General features: G+C 70.8%; 17 protein-coding genes. 9 read left to right on the top strand and 8 right to left on the bottom strand.

The window, feature by feature from the left end:
• Together J0695_RS02880 and J0695_RS02875 are read right to left on the bottom strand one after the other, a co-directional pair.
• Window positions 1-1,878, bottom strand: a 1,878-nt coding sequence (locus J0695_RS02880) for a sensor histidine kinase (RefSeq protein WP_206959835.1), incomplete at its 3' end; no start/stop codon positions are given.
• Between the two features lie 56 nt (window positions 1,879-1,934).
• A complete protein-coding gene (locus tag J0695_RS02875) occupies window positions 1,935-2,708 on the bottom strand; it encodes an MHYT domain-containing protein (RefSeq protein WP_206959834.1) in 774 nt (257 codons plus the stop codon).
• Window positions 2,709-2,858: 150 nt separating this feature from the next.
• Here J0695_RS02875 and J0695_RS02870 point away from each other — a divergent pair, with 150 nt between their 5' ends.
• The gene (locus tag J0695_RS02870; protein ID WP_206959833.1) at window positions 2,859-3,458 is read left to right on the top strand and encodes a class I SAM-dependent methyltransferase; all 600 of its coding nucleotides are present in this window, start codon (window positions 2,859-2,861) and stop codon (window positions 3,456-3,458) included.
• Here J0695_RS02870 and J0695_RS02865 read toward each other — a convergent pair.
• On the bottom strand, window positions 3,449-4,207 hold the full coding sequence (locus J0695_RS02865; protein WP_206959832.1) for an alpha/beta fold hydrolase: 759 nt from the start codon (window positions 4,205-4,207) through the stop codon (window positions 3,449-3,451). The genes J0695_RS02870 and J0695_RS02865 overlap by 10 nt on opposite strands.
• A 104-nt stretch (window positions 4,208-4,311) precedes the next feature.
• On the opposite strand from J0695_RS02865, the gene J0695_RS02860 reads away from it, so the two are divergent.
• The 3 genes from J0695_RS02860 (at window position 4,312) to J0695_RS02850 (ending at window position 6,099) form a co-directional block, all read left to right on the top strand.
• Entirely contained in the window at window positions 4,312-4,842 is a 531-nt protein-coding gene (locus J0695_RS02860) for a PadR family transcriptional regulator (RefSeq protein WP_206959831.1), read from the top strand.
• Window positions 4,843-4,951: 109 nt separating this feature from the next.
• Window positions 4,952-5,245 (top strand): hypothetical protein, encoded by a 294-nt coding sequence (locus J0695_RS02855; RefSeq protein WP_206959829.1) that lies wholly within the window; start codon window positions 4,952-4,954, stop codon window positions 5,243-5,245.
• 74 nt (window positions 5,246-5,319) lie between these two features.
• Window positions 5,320-6,099 (top strand): hypothetical protein, encoded by a 780-nt coding sequence (locus tag J0695_RS02850; protein ID WP_206959827.1) that lies wholly within the window; start codon window positions 5,320-5,322, stop codon window positions 6,097-6,099.
• Window positions 6,100-6,164: 65 nt separating this feature from the next.
• On the opposite strand, the gene J0695_RS02845 is transcribed toward J0695_RS02850, so the two are convergent.
• Window positions 6,165-6,998 (bottom strand): SigB/SigF/SigG family RNA polymerase sigma factor, encoded by an 834-nt coding sequence (locus tag J0695_RS02845; protein WP_206959825.1) that lies wholly within the window; start codon window positions 6,996-6,998, stop codon window positions 6,165-6,167.
• A gap of 246 nt (window positions 6,999-7,244) precedes the next feature.
• Between J0695_RS02845 and J0695_RS43635 the strand changes: the two genes are divergently transcribed.
• Both J0695_RS43635 and J0695_RS02835 read left to right on the top strand, forming a co-directional pair.
• Window positions 7,245-7,679, top strand: a complete 435-nt coding sequence (locus tag J0695_RS43635) for an STAS domain-containing protein (RefSeq protein ID WP_206959823.1) — start codon at window positions 7,245-7,247, stop codon at window positions 7,677-7,679.
• Window positions 7,680-7,818: 139 nt separating this feature from the next.
• Complete coding sequence (locus tag J0695_RS02835; protein WP_206959821.1) at window positions 7,819-9,186, top strand: tannase/feruloyl esterase family alpha/beta hydrolase; 1,368 nt, start codon at window positions 7,819-7,821, stop codon at window positions 9,184-9,186.
• 9 nt (window positions 9,187-9,195) lie between these two features.
• Here J0695_RS02835 and J0695_RS02830 read toward each other — a convergent pair whose 3' ends face one another.
• The 3 genes from J0695_RS02830 to J0695_RS02820 all read right to left on the bottom strand — a co-directional run bounded on the left by J0695_RS02830 (window position 9,196) and on the right by J0695_RS02820 (window position 11,128).
• Window positions 9,196-9,738: an MOSC domain-containing protein gene (locus tag J0695_RS02830; protein ID WP_206959817.1), complete on the bottom strand. Its 543-nt coding sequence runs from the start codon at window positions 9,736-9,738 to the stop codon at window positions 9,196-9,198.
• A gap of 72 nt (window positions 9,739-9,810) precedes the next feature.
• A complete protein-coding gene (locus tag J0695_RS02825) occupies window positions 9,811-9,993 on the bottom strand; it encodes a tail-anchor membrane protein (RefSeq protein WP_206959816.1) in 183 nt (60 codons plus the stop codon).
• A 70-nt stretch (window positions 9,994-10,063) separates the two neighbouring features.
• The gene (locus tag J0695_RS02820) at window positions 10,064-11,128 is read right to left on the bottom strand and encodes a fatty acid desaturase family protein (RefSeq protein ID WP_206959815.1); all 1,065 of its coding nucleotides are present in this window, start codon (window positions 11,126-11,128) and stop codon (window positions 10,064-10,066) included.
• Window positions 11,129-11,377: 249 nt separating this feature from the next.
• Here J0695_RS02820 and J0695_RS02815 point away from each other — a divergent pair, with 249 nt between their 5' ends.
• From J0695_RS02815 to J0695_RS02805, 3 genes are all read left to right on the top strand, one after another.
• Complete coding sequence (locus J0695_RS02815) at window positions 11,378-14,350, top strand: SCO1167/SCO6262 family helicase (protein ID WP_206959814.1); 2,973 nt, start codon at window positions 11,378-11,380, stop codon at window positions 14,348-14,350.
• A complete protein-coding gene (locus J0695_RS02810) occupies window positions 14,347-15,639 on the top strand; it encodes an SWIM zinc finger family protein (RefSeq protein WP_206959812.1) in 1,293 nt (430 codons plus the stop codon). The genes J0695_RS02815 and J0695_RS02810 overlap by 4 nt, the downstream gene beginning before the upstream one ends.
• A gap of 157 nt (window positions 15,640-15,796) precedes the next feature.
• Window positions 15,797-17,122 (top strand): esterase-like activity of phytase family protein, encoded by a 1,326-nt coding sequence (locus tag J0695_RS02805; RefSeq protein ID WP_206959810.1) that lies wholly within the window; start codon window positions 15,797-15,799, stop codon window positions 17,120-17,122.
• Here the strand turns inward: J0695_RS02805 and J0695_RS02800 are convergent.
• The gene (locus J0695_RS02800) at window positions 17,119-17,481 is read right to left on the bottom strand and encodes a hypothetical protein (protein ID WP_206959809.1); all 363 of its coding nucleotides are present in this window, start codon (window positions 17,479-17,481) and stop codon (window positions 17,119-17,121) included. The genes J0695_RS02805 and J0695_RS02800 overlap by 4 nt on opposite strands.
• Window positions 17,482-17,501: the final 20 nt, after the last annotated feature.

Below are 17,501 nucleotides of genomic sequence, written 5' to 3'. Positions count from 1 at the left end.
GATCCGGCGGTTGGCCTCGGCGAGCGCCTCCGCGCCCATGCCAAGCCCGCGGTCCTCGATCTCCAGGACGTATCCGGTGCCTACGGGTTCGCCGCTGACCCTCACTTTGGTGTGGGGCGGGGAGAACTGGGCGGCGTTCTCCACGAGTTCGGCCAGCAGGTGGGTGAGGTCGGCGACGGTGGTTCCGGTGACGGCCGCCTCGGAGAGCTGGCGGACCTCGATGCGCGCGTAGTCCTCGACCTCGGAGACCGCTGCCCGTACGACGTTGGTGAGCGGGACCGGCTTGCGCCAGGCCCGGCCGGGTGCGGCGCCGGAGAGAATGATGAGGCTCTCGGCGTGACGGCGCATGCGGGTGGTGAGGTGGTCGAGGCGGAAGAGGTCGCCGAGTTCGCTCGGGTCCTCCGCGCGGCGCTCCATGCTGTCGAGCAGGGCGAGTTGGCGGTGGACGAGGACCTGGCTGCGGCGGGCCAGGTTCACGAAGATCTTGGAGATGCCGCCGGCGAGTTCGGCGCGTTCGGCGGCGGCGCCAAGCGCGGCACGGTGCACGGTGTCCAGAGCCTCGCCGACCTGGGCGATCTCGTCCCGGGCGGGTGGTCCTTGCGGGGCTTCGGCCTGGATGTCGATCGTTTCTCCGGAGCGCAGGCGCTCCATGGCGTGGGGCAGTTTGCCTCGGGCGATCCGCAGCGCGCTGTTGCGCAGGGTGAGAAGTTCGACGACGAGGCCGCGTCCGATGCGTACGGAGATGACCAGGGAGGCGGCGACCGCGGCCAGCCCGAGCAGGACGCCTGCCCCTGCGGGGGTGAGCACACCGCGGACGACGGGGTTGGGCCGGCTGCCCTTGTCCGTCGCGATGGCGCGCAGCCCGCTCTGCACGGCGGTGGAGGGCGCGTCCCACACGGAGGCCGGGGCAGCCTGGGCGGCGTCGCGGCCCGGGGTCGCGGCGAGGACCTTGTCCTCCACCGTACGCAGCCGGGTGTAGTCGGCGGCCGAGCTGAGGGACCGCCAGGCGGACCGGGAGGCGGCCGGGAGGTCGACGGCCGACGCACTCTGCTCACGGCGCGTCAGGACGGCATCGGTGAAAGCGCGCAGGCGGTCCCCTGCCAGGGAACGGCTGAGCTGGGCGGCGGAGAGCAGGGCGTCCTCCCTGGAGAGCGATTCGCCCGCCAAGGAGAGTTCGTACCGCACGCGTGCGCCGGAGCCGTCCTCGGCCCCCTGCACACCGGTGAGGGCGCCGGTGACGCCGTACGCGGTGGCGATGGCCGCGTTGTACTGCTCGTACGCCTTGTCCGCGTCCGTACGGCGGCCGAGGACCGCGGCGCGCAGGGCGTCCAGCCGGTGGGCACCCGTGACGAACGCGGCGAGACGGCCTGCGACCTCATCGGGCATGCCGCCCGCGTCGGCGACGGTGTGGCCGCCTCCGATGCTGAGCGCCGCCACGGCCGCGTCGGTACGTCCGGCCTGGCGGCGGAGTTCGGCCGCCGTGTCGGCGCCGGGAGCGGCCGCGCAGCGCAGCGCAGCGCGCCGTTCGGCCTGGAGCTGGACGGCGGCCGTGGTGACGGGCGTACGGATCTGGTCGTCTACGCGCTGCTGCCGGCTCAGCCGGACCACGTCCTGGGCGGTCGTGACGGTGGCGAGGCCCCAGAGCGCCAGCAGGGAGACGACGGGCACCATCAGGAGCGACACGATCTTCGCCCGTACGGTGCGCGGACGGAGCGTCAGACGGCCCTGGGCGGCAGGGACCGGTGCCGCCGGCTGCGGCAACGGTTCGCCGGACGGGTGCTCCTCGGCGGGCAGGCCCGCGTGCGCGCGCCGTCCGCGCGTCTGGGGCGCGGGCGGCTTCGGGGCTGTGCCGCCCTGGTTCTTGCGGGGTGTTCGCACCGGCTCTCCTCGCTTACGGAAACGGAACTGGCGGCCCGGGGCCCATGGGACGGCGGCTACGGCGCCGCGGATTCGGTGAGGCGTTCCGCGGCGGCGTAGGCCGCGCGCTCGCGTGCCGTGGGCGAGAGCGCGACGAAGGCGGAGGTGACGAAGAGGTACGACCCGAGGCCCACGGCGAGAGGGAAGATGAACTGCATCGCCGTTGCCCCCGGGAGCACATCTCGGGAGGGAGCCACCTGCACGCTCACGGCGAACATTCCGGTGTAGTGCATGCTGCTCACCGCCAGTCCCATGACCAGGGATGCGCCCGCGACCGCGATGGGGGCCTCGATGTTGAGAGCCGCCCAGAGTGCCGCCGTCGCGGCGATCACGGCGATGAGGACGGAGAGGCCCACGAGGAGCGGGTCGTAGTGCACCGTGCCGTGCAGGCGCAGGGCCGCCATGCCCAGGTAGTGCATGCTCGCCACGCCGAGTCCGGTCGTGAGCCCGCCCGTCAGCAGCGCTCTGACGCGGTCGTGGCCATAGCCGACGGCGAAGACCCCGGCTCCGACGACGAGCACCGCCACGAGCAGGCTGAGGAGGGTAAGCGGCACGTTGTAGTGGATGTCCGTGCCGCTGACGCCGAAGCCGAGCATCGCGACGAAGTGCATGGTCCAGATGCCGGTGCCGAGCGCTGTCGCCGCGGTGATCAGCCAGTTGCGGCGCGACCGGCCGCTCGTCTCCAGAGCCCGCAGGGTGCAGCGCAGGCCGAGGGCGGAGCCGATGGCGGCCATCACGTACGACAGCACGGGTGTCAGCCAGCCGAAGGCGGCGTGGTCAAGGTGTCCCATGGATCCGGGACGGTAGCCCCCTTGGGGGCGCGCAGTAGGGGCGCATTTCGAAAGCTGCCGGATTCTGACGAAGAGGTGTTCCAGGACGACCGTGTCCTGCTCGAACGTGCGCACAGTTCGACGCTCGATCGGGTGGGGGATCATGTCTGTATGGCCGATGACCACACGCACGTTCAGGAGTTCTTCGGTGCACGGGCGGCGGGCTGGGACGAACGCTTCCCCGATGACGGGCCCGCGTACGCCACCGCCGTGGGCGAGCTCGGGCTGCGCCCCGGTGACGCCGTGCTCGACGCGGGTTGCGGCACGGGTCGCGCTCTGCCGGCGCTGCGCGATGCCGTGGGCTCGGGGGGATCCGTACTCGGAATCGATCTGACACCCGCGATGCTCACCGCTGCGGTACGGGCGGGCCGTGACCGCAGCGGGCGGTTGCTGCTCGGCGATGTCACGCGGCTTCCGGTGCGGTCCCGGGCCCTGGATGCCGTGTTCGGGGCAGGGTTGATCTCCCACCTGCCCCAACCGGACGAGAATCTGCGCGAGTTGGCGAGAGTCGTGCGCCCCGGCGGTCTGCTCGCCCTGTTCCATCCCGTCGGCCGTGCCGCGCTGGCCGCCAGGCAGGGGCGCATGGTCACCCCTGAGGACCTGCGCGCCGAGTCGAATCTCCGTCCGCTGCTCGGCACTTCGGGCTGGCGGCTGGTCTCGTACGTCGACGAGGACAGCCGTTTCCTGGCTCTGGCGGTCCGTCAGAGCTGAGCGGCCACCGCGCGGGTGAAGGCCGCCGGGTTGTCGAACATGACGTTGTGGCCGGCGTCGGGGACGGTCTCCACGCGCACGCCGGATGCGACCAGCTCGTCGTGACCGGCGAGCGCGCCGGTGAGCGCACCCTGCAGAAAAGTGCGGTCCACGGTCAGGTCCATGAGCATGCGGCGCATGGTGGGCCGCGTTCCGCGCATGAGACCGATCGCCGCGCGGTGCAGGGCCAGCGGGTCGGCGAGCCGCATGGTCGCCGCCCAGTCGGGGCCGACGCGCAGCAGAACCTTCTCGAAGCCGCCGCCGTGGACGAACTTCTCCTCGGTGTACGAGGCGATGCCGCTGCTGCCCGCCTTCACCGGCGGGTCGGGGTCGAGGTTGGCTTCTGTGAGCACCAGTCGTGACACCAGGTCGGGGCGGTGGTGGGCCAGGGCGATGGCGACCGCCCCGCCCATGCTGTGCGCCACGATCTCGGCCCCCTCGGCGCCGGCCTCGTCCAGCGCGGCCGCGAGTGCGCGTGCGAGGTCTTCGAGGGTGTAGCCGAAGCCGGCCGGGCGGTCGCTGATGCCGTGGCCCGGCAGGTCGACGAAGAGCGTTCTGCGGCCCGCCAGATCCGGGTGGGCCGCGATGTGCGCGTGGTAGACGGTCGAGGCCGACCCAAGCCCGTGGACGTACACCCGCGCGGGACCGCTGCCCGGCGCCTCGGTCCATCGGATGACGCTGCCCTGCGCGTCGAAGCGTGCCTTGCGCATGCCGTTCCCCTTCTCCCGCGGTGTCCTGCCGGCCGACCGGACAATACCTCGGCACCGATGTATAGCGCTAGCGAGGTACAGCGCGAGTCCGGCAGAATGCGGGCATGCTCGAACTCGCCATCCTCGGATTCCTCTACGAAGCCCCGCTGCACGGCTACGAACTGCGCAAGCGCATCACCGCCCTCACCGGGCACGTCCGGCCCGTCGCCGAGAGCACGCTCTACCCGGCGATCAAGCGGCTGGAGAAGGCCGGCTGGCTGGCCCGCGAGACCCGGCCCGGGGCCGTCGCCGCGCCCCGCCACGTACTGCAGCTCACACCGGAGGGCCGGAGCGAACTGGAGCGGCGGCTCGCCGAGCCCGCCCGCGGTGAAATCACCGACGAGAACCGGTGGTTCACCCTGCTCGCCTTCCTGCGCCACCTGCCCGGCGCCGGGGCGCAGGCTGACGTGCTTCGGCGCCGTCTCGGCTTCCTGGAGGAGCCCGCCAGCTTCTTCTACGAGGGCGAGCGGCCGTTGCGCGCCGAGGAGTTGGACGACCCCTTCCGGCGCGGCATCCTCACGATCGCCAGGGCGACCAGCCGTGCGGAGATCACCTGGCTGCGGGCCACGCTCCGCGAACTCGGCGAGAACCGCTGAGTCTTCACAGCGACATCCCCTACCAGACGGCCGGCGTCCACGCCTACGGTGGACATGCCGACTTGGAAGACCGGCGTATCGCTCCACGCACGGGGGGACGGTGGTCCTGATGTTCATCAGCCGATGGAAGAAGCTCTTCGCACCGAGCAGAGACGAACTGCTCCCTGAGGGGCGCCGGGCAACCCGGCACCACAACATTTTCGAGGCCGCCGCGTCCTATGTGTCGGCGTGCGCGGAGGACGACGAGGACCGCATCGACGAGGCCGCCGGATGGGTCTCGCCCGAAGCCCTGTCCTTCGGGATCAGCGAGCTCGCCTGCCGCGCGGTGATCGCCCTGGCACGCGAGCGCGACGAGAGCCCGCAGACCGTGGCGCGCTCCCTTCTCGGCCTGCCGGCAGCCTGATGCCCTGGGGCCTCGACGCCCGGGTTACTCAGTGGTTAAGGTGCGCCGACGACTGATCACTTGAGGAGGCGGGCGTGGCCGGGACGGAAGAAGTCACCGACGAGTCGCTGTACGTGCTGACCGCACTGCTGCTGACCCCTGCACAGTTCCCCAGCGTGCTCGGGGACGACTTCCCTGCCGCCTGCGCCGCGCTCGGCATCGACCCGCACACCGACGGGTACGGCCTGGTGCTGGGCCAGGGCGAGGACGGTGCGCGCTGGACCGTGGTGGTCGACGACGTGTCGCTGGTCGCGGTCGCGATCGCCTCCTGGGACTGCGGGATCGACTACGACCTGTCGCCCGACGAGCGCACCGTCGTCGCCTCGCTCCCCGGCTGGCCGCTCGACGTCGCTGTCGCCGCGCCCGGCATTCCCGAGCCGCACGACCCCGACGAGGACTCACCGCTCACCCCGCCCGACACCGGGCAGTGGGGTCCGGCCCAGCGCCGGCTGGGCGCGGACGAGATCGCCCAGCAGTGGGCCGTATGGCGGGAACAGCTCGGCGGTGACGAGGCGTTCGCTCCGTCCGAGGTCACGCAGGAGAAGCCCACGGGCCCCGCGGCGCGGGTGATCGAGGAGCTGCGCGGCTATGTGGCGTCGCCGCCGCCGCCCGGGCGGGTGCGTTCGACGTACGCGCCGGACGGAGCCCGCACGGTACGGACCGACGGCCCCGGCTGGTCGATGGTGGCGCGCACCGACGACATCGCCTTCCTCCTTCTGGACGAGGCGCCGGGCGAGGTGGTGCCCCTGGGACGCGGCACGGAACTGCCCGCGCTGCTCAAGGCGCTGGAGGCGCTGGCCGTACGTCCGGCGTGAAGGTCCCGCGCGGGGCGACGGCAATTCTCCTGACGGCAGTTTCTCGCGACAGCTCCTGACGGCGGCTACGCAGCGGCCAGCAGGCCCGCTCGGAGCTTGCCCACGACGCGGCTGAGCAGCCGGGAGACGTGCATCTGCGAGCAGCCCAGCTGCTCGCCGATCTGCTGCTGGGTCCACTCCTCGACGAAGCGGAGATGGATGATCCTGCGCTCGCGTTCGTCGAGTTCTGCGATCAGCGGGGCCAGGGAGTGAAAGATGTCGATGAGCTCGTAGGAGTGGTCCTCGAAGCCGAGAAAGTCGGCGAGAGCGCTGTGGGATTCGTCGTCCGCTCCCGTCAGGGCGGCGTCCAGCGAGGCGGCGTTGTAGCCGTTTGACGCCACCCGCACCTGGGCGACTTCGGAGGGCTCCAGCTGCATCAGCTCCGCGAGCTCCACCGTGGAGGGCGAGCGCCCCAGCCGGGTACTCAGCTCTTCGGTGGCCTTCGACAGTTCCAGGCGCGCCTCTTGGAGACGGCGCGGGACGTGCACCGCCCAGCTGGTGTCGCGGAAGAACCGCCTGATCTCACCGGTGATGCAGGGGATGGCGAAGGTGGAGAACTCGACCTCGCGGGACAGGTCGAACCGGTCGATCGCCTTGATCAGGCCGATGGTGCCGACCTGAACTAGATCCTCCATCTCCTGCTGACCACGGCGCTTGAAGCGCGAGGCCGCGTACTGCACCAGGGAGAGGTTCATCTCGATCAGGCAGTTGCGCACGTACTGATACTCGCGCGTGCCCTCCTCGAGCCGGGTCAGGCGGTCGAAGAACTCTGTTCCGACCTCCCGCGCGCCCCGTGGAGCCACCGACGACGGTTCCGCGTACGCGCGCTCGGCGAGCTCATCCGCCGCCACGGTGATCATGATTCCGGCTCCTTGTCATCCACATGACTTCACTGCCGTTCGAAAGCGATTACCTCTCTTGCGAACGAGCCAAAATCTATCACGGCCAAAGCAGATATTGGTAGGCGGTGTGATTATGGTTTGTCTCGTAACGGAGATCGACACAGGCCCGGCAGAAGCGAACTGCCGGTCAGCACCACAGGAACCGGACCGGGTGGCCGCAGCAGGGCGACCACCACCCACCAGATCGACCCCGACAACGCGCGTGTGCCCGAACCCACACACCAGGAGCGCTGCTCGATGCCCGAACACGACGGCCGTCCCCACCCCGTCGCGGAGCAGTATCCGCACGCCGGCGGCTGGGTCATCGTCGCCCAGGGCGACCTCGACCCCGAATCCCTGCCCCCGCTGCGCCGCGCCATGGAGAAAGCGGCCGCAGCGCTACCGGTGCTCGTCCTGGACGTCCAAGCGGTGACCTTCGCGGACACCAGCGTTCTGGACCTGCTCCTGCAACTCCACCGGGCCACCACGCTGCGCATCGCCGCAGCCCCTCCCCATCTGCTGCGGCTCGTGGATATCACTGCTACCGACACCGCCCTCGACCTCTACCCCACGGTCGCCCACGCCTGCACGGCCACCACCCCAGGACAGCGCCGGGAATCGAACGCAACGGATCACCAACTGCCGACGGCGACCAGCTGAGGCCCGCTCCCCCACATGGCCCGGTCCACCACCGTGTGGGCCGGGCCCATGGCCGTGCCGGAAGCGTGATTGGAGCATGTGGCGCTGCGCCCATCTGTTCCCGTCCCTCTCCTCTCCTCACGCGTTCCGGAGGCCGTCCATGCGCCTGTCCAGAAGTGTTCCGTTGTCCGCCGCCCTGCTGCTGGGGCTGGCCGCCGCCGGTCCTGCTGACGCCCTGCCCACCCCGGCGGGCGGTCACTGTGTACGGCAGGAGCGGGTCGACGTCCCCGGCGCGGAGCGCCAGCAGGCCGCCTGTCTGGGCGACTTGACCACGGCGGCGCTGGCGGGGACCGCGTACACCGACTCGGCCGACCAGGCGGGGCTGGCCGCCAAAGGGACGAAGAACCCCTCAGGAGTGCCGGGTGTGCAGATCGACGGCTACTTTCCTGACACCTCGCACTTCAACACCACCCACGGCTGGAACCATGACGCCCAGTTCGTGATCCGCCTGCCCGACCGATGGAACGGCGGCCTCGTGGTGACCGGCGCACCCGGCACCCGCAAGCAGTACGCGACCGACGCCCTGATCTCGGACCAGGTGCTCGCACAGGGGTACGCCTATGCGGCCACGGACAAGGGGAACGCGACCCCGGACTTCTACACGGACGGCAGGCGGCCCGGCGACGCGGTGGCGGAGTGGAACCGGCGCACCACCGAGCTGACGCGCGCCGCGAAGAGGGTGCTGGGGCAGCGCTACGGACACGGTCCCCGGCGTACGTACATGACGGGAATCTCCAACGGCGGCTATCTGACGCGCTGGCAGCTGGAGAACCGTCCCGATCTGTACGACGGCGGGGTCGACTGGGAGGGCACCCTGTGGACCGCCGACGGGCCGAATCTGCTGACCTCGCTGCCCGTGACGGTGGCCCGGGCTCTCGGCACCGCGGACGACCAGGATCTTCTCGACGCCGGCTTCGCGCAGGGCTCGCAGTTCCTGTGGCCGTACCACCAGCAGGCGTACTGGGGGGTGACACAGAAGACGTTCCGCTCCGAGTTCGACCCGGCGTACGACCGCGACTGCCCGGGTGCGTCAGCCGGTTCGACGGTCACCGAGATCCTCGCGCCCTGTGCGTCGGACGCCGCGTACGACTACGCCTCACGGCCCGCGTCCGTACACCGGGCGGTCGCGCGCATCGCCCTGACCGGACGGATCGGGAGGCCGCTGATCACTCTGCACGGGACGCTCGACAGTCTGCTGCCGATCGCCACCGATTCCGATGTGTACGAGCGGATGGTGGCGGCGAAGGGGCGCGACCGGATGCACCGCTACTACACCGTGGAGGCCGGCACGCACACCGACGGGCTGTACGACACCTTTCCGGACAGGTTGCGCCCGGTGCTGCCCTGCTACCGCTCGGCCTTCACCGCACTCACCGCATGGGTGGAGGACGGCATCGCACCGCCCGGGGACCGTATGCTCGCGAAGCCCTCGGGCGGTGACGTCGTCAACTCCTGTGCGCTGAGCTGAACCCGGGCGTCACACGCGCTCCAGGGGGCGGTGCGGCTCGGCGGGGAGCTCGATCCTGATCGGGTCGCCGGGCCGGACCGTGCCGCCCGTCGTCACGATGCTCATGATTCCGGCCTTGCGGAAAACATTGCCCGTCTCGTCGCGGCCGACGACCTGCTTCAGCAACCCGTCCTGGAAGTTGTCTATCTGCAGGCACGGGTTGCGCAGCCCGGTGACCTCGACGACGGCCTCGTCACCCAGGTGCAGCAGCGTGCCGACCGGCAGGGAGAGCAGGTCGATGCCGCTGGTGGTGATGTTCTCGCCGAGCTGGCCCGCTCTGACCTCGAAGCCCTCGGCGAGGACTTCGGCGAAGAGCTCCTCATGGATGAAGTGCACCTGTCGCAAGTTCGCCTGCGTGGGGTCCTGCGCGACGCGGGAGCGGTGCTTGACGGTGACACCCGCGTGCACGTCGCCCTCCACACCGAGGCCGGACAGCAGAGTGATGCTGTCGCGGTTCGGCTTGGTGAAGGAGTACTCCCCATTGCTGCTTACCTTGGTGACCATCCCGCCCATCGCGCGGAACTCCCCTCATCAGTGCCAGTGATCCTCAGTGATCCTAATCCGGCACGGATGACAAGAGCCTGGTCAGCGGCCTATTTCCTTGCGCGAGATCCGGCGGAGCCGACGGCGCTGGCTGGGGTCGAGCATCAGATACGCGACGACCGGCACCCCGATCAGCACCAGCAGCGCCGGGAAGAATCCGATGACGGGAATCAGGATGAGGCCGGCGACCACACCCCCGGCGGCGATCACTGCGGTCCTTGACATCTACGACGCCTCCTTCGCGGCGACTGCCGCTCTCTGACAGTTGAACGCCTGTGCGCGTCCGACGGTTCCACTATCCGGCACGAAGCGGCTCTCCGACCTCGTGCATGTGCGTCAGCGCCTGCCGGTAGGAGTCGATGAGCCCGGTCTCGGTGTACGCGATCCCCAGGGAGCGGCAGTGTGCGCGCACCAGCGGCTGGGCAAGACGCAGATGAGGCCGGGGCATGCTGGGGAACAGGTGGTGCTCGATCTGGTAGTTGAGCCCGCCCAGGAACCAGTCGGTGAGCAGCCCTCCGCGCACATTGCGCGACGTGAGGACCTGGCGCTTGAGATGACCCCAGCGCTCCTCGCTCTCCGGGTCGGGCATCTCCATCCCCTTGTGGTTCGGCGCGAAGCTCATCCCGAGGTGCAGACCGAAAAGCGCGTGGTGGAGCAGTGCGAAGACGATCGCCGTGGGCACGGACATGGCCGTGAAGAGCAGGGTGAGGTATCCGCCGAGGTGGAGCAGGAGGAGGGCGCCTTCGACAGCACGCTCGCGGGCCGGCAGGCGCTTGCCCTCCTCCCTTGACAGCACAGTCTGGAATCCGGAGACCTTCAGAGCGATGCCCTCGAGCAGCAGCATGGGGAAGAAGAGCCGCGCCTGGTTCCGGGTGAGCCAGCGGGCGAAACCCTCGCGCTGGGCGGCCTGCTTCTGTGTCCAGACCATCGCACCGACCCCGACGTCGGGGTCCTTGTCGATGTGATTGGGGTTGGCGTGGTGCCGGTTGTGCTTCTCGTTCCACCAGGCGTAGCTCATACCGAGCAGCAGGTTGCTGTGGAGCAGGCCGACGGCTCGTGCTGTGCCGCGGTCGCCGCTGATCTGCGCATGGCCGGCGTCATGCCCGTAGAAGGCGGCACGGGCGGAGAACACCGACAGCGGAAGGGCGAGCAGCAGCACCCACCACGAACTGCCGACGAGGGCTATGCCGGTGACCACCGCGGCCAGTGCGAGGAGATTGGTGGTGATGCCGAGGGCGTACCAGCCCGTGCGGCGCTCCAGGAGTCCCTGCGACTTCACCGTCCTGAGGAGCGGCGCGAAATCGCTGCCGGCCCGTGGCTCCCGCTCGGGTTTCGTGAGCGTTGAGGCGGCCTGTGGCATAACGGTCTCCGGTCTGTTGGCCCATGCGCTGACCTCATTGAATGTACGGATCGTTGGACCCCGGCGACCATGGAGCCACCCCCCGGACATGGTGGGGGCTGCCCCAGGAGCCGATGGTGGAGCTGACTACACCCTCCGGCTTCGAAGTGATCCGGATCACGGCGGTTCGCCTCTCTTCCGGCGTTGTCCGTGCGGTACCCTCGGCGGCTCCGGCCCGCAGTAGTCAAGTTTGAGGAATGCGCTATCGCTGTGCACCGACTCCCCCTGGCAACGCCCTCCCAGATCACCGAACTCTCCTGCTGCTCCGCTGTCTTCCTGCCCGCGGATCCCTCCCGCACCGGACGGATCGCGTTCTGGCACCCCGACGGGACCGAGCCGCCGGACGGCCCCGGGACGGTCGAGGAGCTGACCGTCGTCGCCGACGGCGCGAGCCTTTGTTCCGTACGGGCGTTGCTCCTTCCCGTACGGGACGCGCTGCCCGTCCTCACCCGTGCGCGGGCGTCCGCGCAGGCCTCGGCGGCGACGGCCTTCTGGGGCACTGCCGCGGTGCTCGCGCTCCAACTCGCGGCCCGTGGGCGCCTGCTGCCCGGGCTCACCGCTACTGATCACGACGCCTGGCGGGCAGGGCCGCTCGCCGCTGAGGACCTGGAGCGGGTACGGGAGCTGGCCGCGGCCATGCCGCCCACCGCGCACGCCGTCCCGCTCGACGCCACCGGGAACGCCAGGGACTCCGGTGACTCCGGCGAATCCGGCGAATCCGGTGAATCCGGTGAATCCGGCGACAACGAGGACACCGCGAACGCACTCCTGCTGCCCGCCCCCGAAACGCTGTTGCGCGCCTTCCTCGATGCGGTCGCCGACGGCCTGCCGCGCACACCCGCGGCCGTGTTCGCCGCCGGGAGCCCCGCCTTCGCGGCCGCCGCCCCGCAACAGCTGCCCGGGCAGCGCGGCTGGGCGGCCGACGTCGCCGCGGGCCACGACGCGGGCGTACGGATCTCGTTGCGCATCGAGTTGCCGGGGCTCGACACCGCGGGCGAGACCGGCGCGGACGGCCCGGACGGCCCGGAGCCGGTCTTCCGTGCCGTACTGCAGATGCACAGCGTCAGCGATCCGTCCCTTGTCGCCGACGCCGCCGAGGTGTGGTCGGGGTCCACGGCCGGTTTCGGGCCGCGCCCGCAGATGGACGCGCTGCTCGCGCTGCGCCGGGCCGCCCGCGCCTGGCCCCCGCTCGCTCCCCTGCTGTCGGCCGCCGTACCCGACGCCCTCGAACTGGCCGACGAGGAGGCCGCCGAGCTGCTCGGCGAGGCGTCCCGAATGCTGGCCGCGACCGGGGTGCAGGTGCACTGGCCCAGGCAACTGGCGCGCACCTTCACGGCACATGCGGTCGTCGGTCCCCCCGACGAGGCGCCGGCCGAAGCAGCACCGAAGGCACCGGTAGACAGGACCGTTTCCGATCTGCCGTCCATGATGTCCACGGACGCGCTGCTGACCTTCGACTGGAGGTTCGCGCTGGGCGGGACGCAGCTCAGCAGGGCCGAGCTCGACCGGCTCGCTGAGTCGAGCAGACCGGTGGTGCGGCTGCGCGACCAGTGGGTGCTGATCGATCCGGTGGAGGCGCGCCGCGCCCGTGAGACACAGGACCGCAAGGTCACTCCCATCGATGCGCTGAGTGCCGTGCTGACCGGGTCGACGGAGGTCGACGGGCGACGCGTCGAGGTCCGGGCGACGGGCTGGCTGGCACAGTTGCGCGACCGGCTGGCCGATCCCGAGGGCGCGGGGCAGCGGCCCGTCGAGCAGCCTGCGGCGCTCGCCGCGACACTGCGCGCGTATCAGCTGCGCGGCCTGGCCTGGCTCGATCTGATGACCTCGCTCGGGCTCGGCGGCTGCCTCGCCGACGACATGGGCCTCGGCAAGACGATCACCCTGATCGCCCTGCATCTGCACCGGCAGACGGATGCCTCATCGGCCGGGCCGACGCTGGTGGTCTGTCCGACGTCCCTGATGGGCAACTGGCAGCGGGAGATCGAGAAGTTCGCACCGGGCACCGTGGTACGCCGCTTCCATGGGGCCTCGCGGTCCCTGGACGACCTGGCGGACGGGGAGTTCGTCCTCACCACGTACGGCACGATGCGGCTCGACACCGAGAAGCTGGCCGGCACGGAGTGGGGCCTGCTCGTCGCCGACGAGGCCCAGCACGTCAAGAACCCCTACTCGTCGACCGCCAAGCAGCTGCGCACGCTCCCCGCCCGTGCCCGCGTGGCGCTCACCGGCACGCCCGTCGAGAACAACCTCTCCGAGCTGTGGGCGATCCTCGACTGGACGACGCCAGGGCTCCTCGGCAGGCTCGGCACGTTCCGCAGCCGTTACGCCAAGGCCGTCGAGAGCGGCAATGACCCGGCCGCCGCCGAGCGCCTCGGCGCCCTCGTCCGCCCTTTCCTGCTGCGCCGGCACAAGTCGGATCCCGGGATCGCCCCCGAGCTGCCACCGAAGACCGAGACCGACCGGGCCGTCTCGCTCACCAAGGAACAGGCCGGTCTGTACGAGGCGGTGGTACGCGAGACCCTCGCGGAGATCGCGGGTGCGGACGGTTTCGCTCGCCGCGGTCTGGTGATCAAGCTGCTCACCGCGCTCAAGCAGATCTGCAACCACCCCGCGCAGTATCTGAAGGAGAAGAGGCCGCAGATCGCGGGCCGTTCGGGGAAGCTGGAACTGCTGGACGAGCTCCTCGACACGATCCTCGCCGAGGGTGCGAGTGTGCTGGTCTTCACCCAGTACGTGCAGATGGCGCGCCTCATCGAGGAGCACCTGGCGGCGCGCGGCGTGCCCACCCAGTTCCTGCACGGCGGCACTCCGGTCGCCCGCCGCGAGGAGATGGTGCAGCGCTTCCAGGACGGTGAAGTCCCGGTCTTCCTGCTGTCGTTGAAGGCGGCCGGGACCGGGCTCAACCTCACCCGCGCCGAACATGTCGTGCACTACGACCGCTGGTGGAATCCGGCCGTCGAGGCGCAGGCCACCGACCGTGCGTACCGCATCGGGCAGACCCGGCCCGTCCAGGTGCACCGGCTGATCGCCGAAGGGACCATCGAGGACCGGATCGCCACGATGCTGCTGCGCAAGCGGGAGCTGGCGGATTCCGTGCTCGGGTCGGGCGAGGCCGCCCTGACCGAACTGACCGACGCCGATCTGGCGGACCTGGTGGAGCTGCGAGGGAGTGCGCGATGAGTGATCACCGGGACGGAACGGATGGACTGGAGCGCACCATTGCCGCGCTGGCGCCCGTACACGGCCGCGGCTTCGCGCAGACGTGGTGGGGCCTGGCGTGGCTCACCGCGCTTGAGGAGACGGCGCTGGACGGTCAGCAGCTGAAGAAGGGCCGCAAGTTCGCACGCGAGGGCGCGGTCGGCGCGGTGTCGGTGCGGCCCGGGCGGATCACGGCTGTCGTGCAGGACCGCGACGGCACCGGGCGGCGCACCGACGTGCTGCTGCAGCGGCTGAGCGATGAGGAGTGGGACCGATTCCTCGGCATGGCGGTCGAGCAGTCCGGGCACATCGCGGCGCTACTCGACCGGGAGATGCCACCGCACCTGGTGGAGGACGCGTCGGCCGCCGGTGTCGAACTGCTGCCGGGCATAGGCGACTTGGAGCCAGAGTGTTCGTGCGAGGCGTGGGACCACTGCCCGCACACGGCGGCGCTCTGCTATCAGGTGGCGCGGCTCCTGGACCAGGATCCATATCTCCTGCTGCTGATGCGCGGGCGGGGCGAACGCGAGCTGCTGGACGAGCTGCAGGTCCGCAGTGTCGCGCTGGCGGCCCCTCAGGAGGCCGCTGCCGAGGGCGCCGGGGAACCGGCAGGCGTACCCGCGGACGAGGCCTTCGCCGCACGGGACATCCTGCCGCCACTGCCCGCGCCGCCGCCGGTGCCCGACGAGCCAGGGCAGCCGCTCTCGCTCGACACGGAGTCCGGTCCGGCGCCGGGGCTGGAGGCGGCGGCGCTGGAGTTCCTGGCGGCGGACGCCGCCCGGCGGGCCCGGCTGATGCTCCTTGAAGCCCTCGCTCCAGGCCATGAACAGCAGCCCGTGGAGTCGGAGTTGACGCCGGGTCAGGATGCGGTGCGGCTGGCCGCGGCCGGTGCGGATGCGCACATCTCCGCGCGGCTGGCCGCCGGTTCGGGGCGTGAGCGGGGCGAGCTGGCGCTCGCCGTGCGCGCCTGGGAGTGCGGCGGGGCCGCGGCTCTTTCCGTACTGGAAGAAGAGTGGACGCCCGGTCCTGAGAGCCTCGCGCGCGCCCGTACCCAGCTGGACCAGGCCTGGGAGGAGGATGCGCGGCCGTCGTTGCGGGCCGCCCGCAACCGGTGGACGGTGACGGGAGCCGACGCGCAGCTGCGGTACGGACAGGACGGGCGGTGGTGGCCGTACCGCAAGGAGCGCGGCCGCTGGACCCCGGCGGGGCCGGCCGACCAGGACCCGGCGGCGGCGCTGGCCGTACTGACCGTGCCGGCCGGCGAAGAGTGACGTACGGCGCCGTCGTCGACTGCCGCTGACGGCGCCTCCCGCTCCGCGCGGGAGGCGCCGTCCGTAGGTCGCCCGGTGTTCACCCGTCCGTCGTGCACCGTTGGGGTCGAGGGCCCAGCCTGGCCACTGTCCGTACTTTTGTGCCTCAGGAGGCCCCATGTCACCGCGTGCTCTCAGGCGTTCCCTCGCTGTGGGGCTGCCGCTCGCCCTGCTCGCGGCGGTCACCGCGTCCGGCACCGCAACCGGGGCGACGGGGCATTCGGCCCGGGTCACCGGCACGGCGGTGCTCGGCGACGTCCCGCTGGGCTCCTTCTCCAACGCGCTGCTTCCCGGGACCGTCGGCGACGACCGGGGTGTCAAGCTCGGCGGCATCGGCAGCGACATCTATCCGGCGGGCCGCGCGGGCGAGTTCTGGACGGTGAGCGACCGCGGCCCCAACGGACAGATCAAGATCGACGGCGCGAAGCGGCGCACGTTCCCGGTGCCCGGGTTCGATCCGGTGATCGTCCGGGTGCGTGCGCAGCACGGCACGCTGAAGGTGCTGCAGGCGATACCGCTGACCACGCGGTCGGGAGCCGCGGTGACCGGTCTGTCGAACCAGCAGGGCCGCGACGAGGCCCCGTACTCCTACGACGCCAGGTCCCCGCTCTCGTACAACCCGAACGGTCTCGACACCGAGGGCATCGTGCGGGCGAAGGACGGCACCTTCTGGCTGGTCGACGAGTACGGCCCCTCGCTGGTGCACGTATCGGCCCGTGGGCAGGTCCTCACCCGCTACGTCCCCAAGGGGCTGCATCTGACCGGCGCCGACTACCCCGTGGTCGAGTCGCTGCCCGCCATCCTGCTCCAGCGCAAGGTCAACCGCGGGTTCGAGGGGCTGGCGCAACTCCCCGGCGGCGATCTGGTGCTTGCGGTGCAGAGCCCGCTCTCGGTGCCCGACACGGCGGCCGGGGAGGATTCGCGCAATGTCCGGCTGCTGCGCTTCTCGCCGAAGCACCGGGCGGTCACCGCCGAGTACGCCTACCGCTTCGACGCGGTGGACGTGGTCGACCCGAGCGAGACCGACACCTCCGAGCTGAAGATCTCCTCGGTGGTGGCCGTCGGCCGCGACAGCCTTCTGGTGGAGGAGCGCACCGACAAGGCGGCCAGGCTGCAGCGTGTGACGCTGCCGCGCGGCAAGGGAATTCTGGGCAGCGCCTGGGACTCCGTGGCGACTTCGCCTTCGTACGAACAGCTGGCCGACCCCGCCGCATCGGGCGTGCCGGTGCTGCGCAAGCGCCTGGTCGTCGATCTCGGTACGGTCCCCGGCGTGCCCGGGAAGATCGAAGGTGTCGCCCTGGCCGGGCACCACACTCTCGCGCTCATCAATGACAACGACTTCGGGATGACGGACGGCGCCGGTGCCTTCGATGCACAGGGGCGGCTGGTGGACAGCGGTGTGAAGACGGTTCTGACCTACCTCCGGCTGCCCGAGGGGCACTAGAAGGAGGGCAGCAGGGTCTCCAGGCCCGACGGGAATTCGCTCGGAATGTCCGAGGGAAGCTCCGTCGGCAGTTTGGTGGGAAGTTCGGTCGGCAGTTCGGTGGGGATCTCCGTGGGGATGCTCAGCGAAGGTGTCGGGTTCGCCGGTGACGTACTGGCGCCGGGTGACTTCTTGCCCGAGGAGCCGCCTCCGCTGCTCATCACCACCACGATCACCACGACGATCACCACCGCGACGGCGGCCGCGATCGCCAGGAAGCGCCGGTTCGGACCGCCTCCGCCACGGTGTGGCGGAGGCGGTCCGAACCCCTGGCTCTGCGGGGGGCCGGGCGGCTGAGGGGGCATCGGCGGTGTGGCCATACCCTCCAGAGTCGCCCCGA

Origin of the sequence: Streptomyces beijiangensis (assembly GCF_017315755.1) — a bacterium.
Lineage (GTDB): Bacteria > Actinomycetota > Actinomycetes > Streptomycetales > Streptomycetaceae > Streptomyces > Streptomyces beijiangensis.
This window is presented reverse-complemented; position numbering and strand designations above follow the sequence as displayed.

Coding starts and splice junctions, on each gene's coding strand:
- J0695_RS02875 (WP_206959834.1), bottom strand. CDS start 2,708: ATGGGACACCTTGACCACGCCGCCTTCGGCTGGCTGACACCCGTGCTG.
- J0695_RS02870 (WP_206959833.1), top strand. CDS start 2,859: ATGGCCGATGACCACACGCACGTTCAGGAGTTCTTCGGTGCACGGGCG.
- J0695_RS02865 (WP_206959832.1), bottom strand. CDS start 4,207: ATGCGCAAGGCACGCTTCGACGCGCAGGGCAGCGTCATCCGATGGACC.
- J0695_RS02860 (WP_206959831.1), top strand. CDS start 4,312: ATGCTCGAACTCGCCATCCTCGGATTCCTCTACGAAGCCCCGCTGCAC.
- J0695_RS02855 (WP_206959829.1), top strand. CDS start 4,952: ATGTTCATCAGCCGATGGAAGAAGCTCTTCGCACCGAGCAGAGACGAA.
- J0695_RS02845 (WP_206959825.1), bottom strand. CDS start 6,998: ATGATCACCGTGGCGGCGGATGAGCTCGCCGAGCGCGCGTACGCGGAA.
- J0695_RS02835 (WP_206959821.1), top strand. CDS start 7,819: ATGCGCCTGTCCAGAAGTGTTCCGTTGTCCGCCGCCCTGCTGCTGGGG.
- J0695_RS02830 (WP_206959817.1), bottom strand. CDS start 9,738: ATGGGCGGGATGGTCACCAAGGTAAGCAGCAATGGGGAGTACTCCTTC.
- J0695_RS02825 (WP_206959816.1), bottom strand. CDS start 9,993: ATGTCAAGGACCGCAGTGATCGCCGCCGGGGGTGTGGTCGCCGGCCTC.
- J0695_RS02820 (WP_206959815.1), bottom strand. CDS start 11,128: ATGCCACAGGCCGCCTCAACGCTCACGAAACCCGAGCGGGAGCCACGG.
- J0695_RS02810 (WP_206959812.1), top strand. CDS start 14,347: ATGAGTGATCACCGGGACGGAACGGATGGACTGGAGCGCACCATTGCC.
- J0695_RS02805 (WP_206959810.1), top strand. CDS start 15,797: ATGTCACCGCGTGCTCTCAGGCGTTCCCTCGCTGTGGGGCTGCCGCTC.
- J0695_RS02800 (WP_206959809.1), bottom strand. CDS start 17,481: ATGGCCACACCGCCGATGCCCCCTCAGCCGCCCGGCCCCCCGCAGAGC.